Genomic DNA, 4,511 nt, shown 5'->3' on the forward strand with positions numbered 1-4,511 from the left:
AGGTCGAGTGGCATCGCGGCGAACTCTTTCCGAGAGTCGGTTTCATCGTGACCAATATGAGCGCACAAGCCCAAGGGGTGATTCACTTTTACAACGGTCGCGGCACCGCCGAGCAGTGGATCAAGGAAGGCAAATATGCCTTGAGCTGGACGAGACTGTCCTGCCAACATTTTGTCCCGAATCAGGTGCGGTTGGGTCTGTTTGTCTTGGCCTATAACCTGGGCAATTTTCTGCGGCGTCTGGTCCTTCCCAGAAGAATTAAACATTGGTCCCTTCGCACCCTATTGACCAAACTGATCAAGATCGGAGCGAAGGTGGTTCACCATAGCCGGATCGTCACGTTTCAAATGGCGGAGGTCGCGGTAAGCAAGGAGATATGGGCCGAGATATGGTCTCGGATTGACCGATTGAGATGGATAACAGCCTAGCGCCAAGTGTTTCTGATCAAGCGGCTGGAGAGGTGTCTCAAATAATCGGATTTTTGGACAGCACCTTCATAATCCAGGGAGCAGAGGCCCTTTTCAGCCGAAATATGGGGGAAAACGCTGGCTTCAAGGTTGGGATGGTGCTAGATTTCGATCATTCATCACGGGGAGGACAGAGGAACACGGATCCGAAGTTGATATGAGGAATATCGCTTAAGAGGAGTTCGCACATATGTCTTACGAGGAAGGAAGTTTCGACGGTAGGGGCTTTGCGCCAGAACCGAAAGGGAGGCAACTGTAATGAGAAATGTTTCTGTTGTGGCTATCAGTGTCATGTTGTTCGTGGGCTTGGGTGCGTCAACTCCTGCGGGCGCGCAGGCTGCGGCTGATGCGAAGACGTTCGTCCAGGTGGCCAGCGGGTACCGTGTCATTCCCAACCTTACCTATCTAAGGGCCGGGGGTGTGGATCTACAACTCGACGTTTATCACCCCCTTGGGTTGACGAACCCGAATCCAACGCTCATCTATTTCCACGGCGGGGGATGGACAAATGATAACAAGGAAAGCTCCGCGCTCGCGTTCCTGCCGTATCTTGAAATGGGCTGGACGGTGGTCAACGTGGAGTATCGGCTAGCGGATGCGGCGCATGCCCCAGCCGCAGTGGAGGATTGTCGCTGTGCACTGCGCTGGGTCTACAGGAACGCCGAACAATACAAATTCGACCTCGATAAATTGGTCGTTACCGGAACCTCGGCGGGCGGACATCTGGCACTCACCACGGGGATGCTTCCCGAATCGGCCGGCTTGGATCGCCAATGCCCCGGCAACAGACGTCGGGCGTGGTCCACTGGGACGACGTCGACCGAGGAGCTGAAGGTGGCGGCCATCATCAACTGGTATGGAATCACCGACGTTGTGGATCTGATCGAGAGGACTCCGGGACCTTCAGGGTCATACACTGAGGCATGGCTTGGCAGCAGCATCGATCGGGAGCAGGTCGCGAGACGTGTGTCGCCGCTCACGTATGTGCGTCAAGGATCTCCGCCGGTTCTCACAGTTCATGGCGATGCCGATCAGCTCGTCCCCTACTCTCACGGCGTAAGCCTGCACAAAGCGCTCGAGGAGGCCGGAGTGCCCAACAAGCTTGTGACCGTGCCCGGTGGTGGCCATGGTGGGTTCAGCGACGAAGAGCGCGCAAGGATCTACACCGCCATTCGCGACTTCCTCAGTACACATGTGGTCGTGCGTAGGACGTCGAATTAACAGCGGCCGGTTGGGCGCAATCGGAATCAGAGGGAGGGGTCAGGCGTTCGTATATCGGAAGTGAACAGCGCACTTGGACGATTCTCACCCAACATAGATCAGTTGATACTCAGTACCTAAACTCAAGCACTGCAGCTATTTCCACTATTCCCTGAACCCTTCGAGGGCAAGGAAGCAAATCTCTCGGGACAGGAGGGGGCATCTCCTGGGGCTGGCTCAGGGCATTAAATCACCCCTTGGCCTGAGAGCAAAGCTCGGCCGAAGCAGCTTAGGATGTCAAGAAAAAAATGCACTCGCAGGTTTTTAAAGCAGATAGGAGTGGACCTAATCCCTTTGGGGGCAACCAGTTATAGTATGCATTTTCAGCCGCCCAGGCGTTTACAGAGGGGAGGCTACATCACGAAGATCGTCGCGTGAGAGCCATTCTCAGGGTCTACAAGGGGGTCTCAGGGTGGCTTTGCGAGGGAAAAGGCCAGGCGCGCGGCTCAAAAGGGCGTCGATTGTCTGAAGGGTTAGGGGAGGTAATCGGTGGTGGTATGGCGGGTTCGCACAATTTTTTTGAAAAACTTTTGAAATCTACGGTTCTAGATTCATCCGCAGCAGCAGGTCGTGAAAGCGAGGGTCGTCGCGGAGGGGGTCATGGCTCAGTTGGTAGGCACCAGGCGTTTGAGTTCTTCAAACCAGTTGAGGACGACGTTGATTTGGTCTGCAGTTTGTTCCTCTTCTTTCATCATTAGAAATCGACCTTCAGAATCGACATCGTATCCACCGCGACGTTCCAATCCGCCGTAGGCTCCTTCGAACAAAAGCCTCGGCGTTCCCGCTTTGAATGTGGGCTCCGTCTGGATGGAGACAGCCATCATTTTGTCTTGGACCCGATAGAAAAGCTCCCTCCCGTTAGGTGCCCAGAGTGGCCTGCCGCCCCCACCTGTTGAGATCTGCATCATCCCACCTGGGCCGGGATAGGGTGTGACATAAACCTCGAATTGACCAGACTGGTCGGACACAAAGGCAATCCAGCTGCCATCGGGTGAGAACATGGGATACCATTCAAAAAACTGAGTGGCAAGGAACTGCCGGGGTCTGCGTTCGCCTTTGAGCGGGAGGGTCCAAATGTCGCCATCCACCCCGCCTGTGGTCTGATAATAAGCAAGTAGACCGTCGGGGGACCAGGAAAACGGGGTTTGACGCTCCAAGTTGGTTGAGAGTTGCTCGACTTCACCGGTGCCGTCTGCCTGCATCCAGAAGAGGTTGAGCGATCCGGCTCTGTCAGAAGTAAAGGCGAGTCGCCTCCCGTCCGGTGCCCAGACGGGAAAGCCATTAAATCCTTCAAAAGTCAATGGGGTTAATGTTCCCCGGGCGATGTCGTAGATCCAAATGTTACCTCCGTTAGCAGTCCCGATTGTAACAGCTACGCGCCGACCATCGGGCGATAATTGCGGGGAATTAAAAGCACGTTTTAAGTCTGTGAGTGGTTGAGTCTTTCCTCGCCGATCGACCCAGACTAATGTGCTCGCAACAGATCTGGCTGGAATGTAAACGAGCGTTCCATCCCCGGAAAAGGCGTAGTCCATCGTCCCTGTTGCGGCACTACTGATCCCCGAAAGGACTGGAACCGGTTGGCCCGTGATCTCCTGCCTCTCAGGATCAAATGAGGCCGCCATTAAGGTCCCCAGTTGTGCGGCCTCATAGACCAAATGTCCGGTTGGTGCATAATGAGCCTCTCTGCCTCCTTCGACTACAATCTTCTTCTCTCCGGTTTCCAAGGACAAGACCGCAATCTGGGAGGTATTCTCCCTCCCGATTGTAAACAGTACCGTCTTCCCGTCAGGCAGAACTTCGGGCTGGCGATACTCCACTTCGCCCTTTTCACGGTCGACATTCGCCAATATCTCCGGCTCACCCCCAGCGGCCGAAACACGGTAAAGGCCCTCATTTAACGCCAAAACGATCACATCCCCAGGCCCCCAGCTCCCACCAAAGTGGTTTGTCATTTCGCAAAGGGTCACGGGTGTACCTCCCGGGAGCGATACCTTCCTCAGCTTGCCATCAGCAACAAACACAACAGATTCGCCATCTGGCGAAAAAACTGGTGGCCCTCCCCCCAGGTCGTAACTGCCAGGGATGGGGGTAGTCGTGACCTCATCCAGGGGGCGAAGATACAACTGTGTCCTACGCATACTTCCAACCTGATAGGCAATACGTCTTCCGTCCGGGGAGATAGCCAGGCTACGGCCGGGACGGCTGTAGAGAGGGGCGGCTGACGACGAAGTAATGACAAACTTCGTAGGAAGTTGCGGTGACGGTGGGGAGGAAGACACAAGCATCCAGATGGCAATACTGGTTACAAAGGAGGCCAGCACGGCGGCTAGGCTCACAATGACGGCCAGCCTCAATCGGGCCGGCTGGGCTGCACCAGTGACTCCAGTCGGGGTTACCGTTGCAGGTTCCTCAAGTGCCTGCTTTATCTCAACTCGGATATTGGCTATCCCATCGAGGCGATCATGAGGATCTTTGGTGAGACATCGACGAAGCAGATTACGAATGTTCCAAGGTGTGGTATCGGGTAACGCAACCCAGTTCGGCTCGCCTTCCAGGATCTTTGCCAACGTTTCAGCAATCGTTTCCCCCTCAAAAGCCCTTTTCCCCGTTAGCAGTTCATACAACATAGCCCCGAAAGCAAAAATATCCGCTCTCTTATCCACAGGCTTCCCCTTGGCCTGCTCAGGACTCATATAAGCCGCTGTCCCCAAAATCACTCCTGCTCTTGTCATCTCCTCAGTCAAAGTTGGCGATTGAGAAATGTCTGTAACAGGAGGTTCA

Annotated in this window: 3 protein-coding genes; 2 read left to right on the top strand and 1 reads right to left on the bottom strand. The window is 54.8% G+C overall.

Annotated elements, in window-relative coordinates; genetic code table 11:
- Positions 1-428 (top strand): transposase (locus tag O6929_07030; protein MCZ6480140.1); only part of this gene is annotated, 428 nt, incomplete at its 5' end.
- A 297-nt stretch (positions 429-725) separates the two neighbouring features.
- A complete protein-coding gene (locus O6929_07035; GenBank protein MCZ6480141.1) occupies positions 726-1,688 on the top strand; it encodes an alpha/beta hydrolase in 963 nt (320 codons plus the stop codon).
- Positions 1,689-2,332: 644 nt separating this feature from the next.
- Here the strand turns inward: O6929_07035 and O6929_07040 are convergent.
- Entirely contained in the window at positions 2,333-4,462 is a 2,130-nt protein-coding gene (locus tag O6929_07040; GenBank protein ID MCZ6480142.1) for a protein kinase, read from the bottom strand.
- Between the last annotated feature and the right edge of the window lie 49 nt (positions 4,463-4,511).

This window comes from Candidatus Methylomirabilota bacterium, assembly GCA_027293415.1.
In the GTDB taxonomy this organism is placed as follows: Bacteria; Methylomirabilota; Methylomirabilia; order Methylomirabilales; family CSP1-5; genus CSP1-5.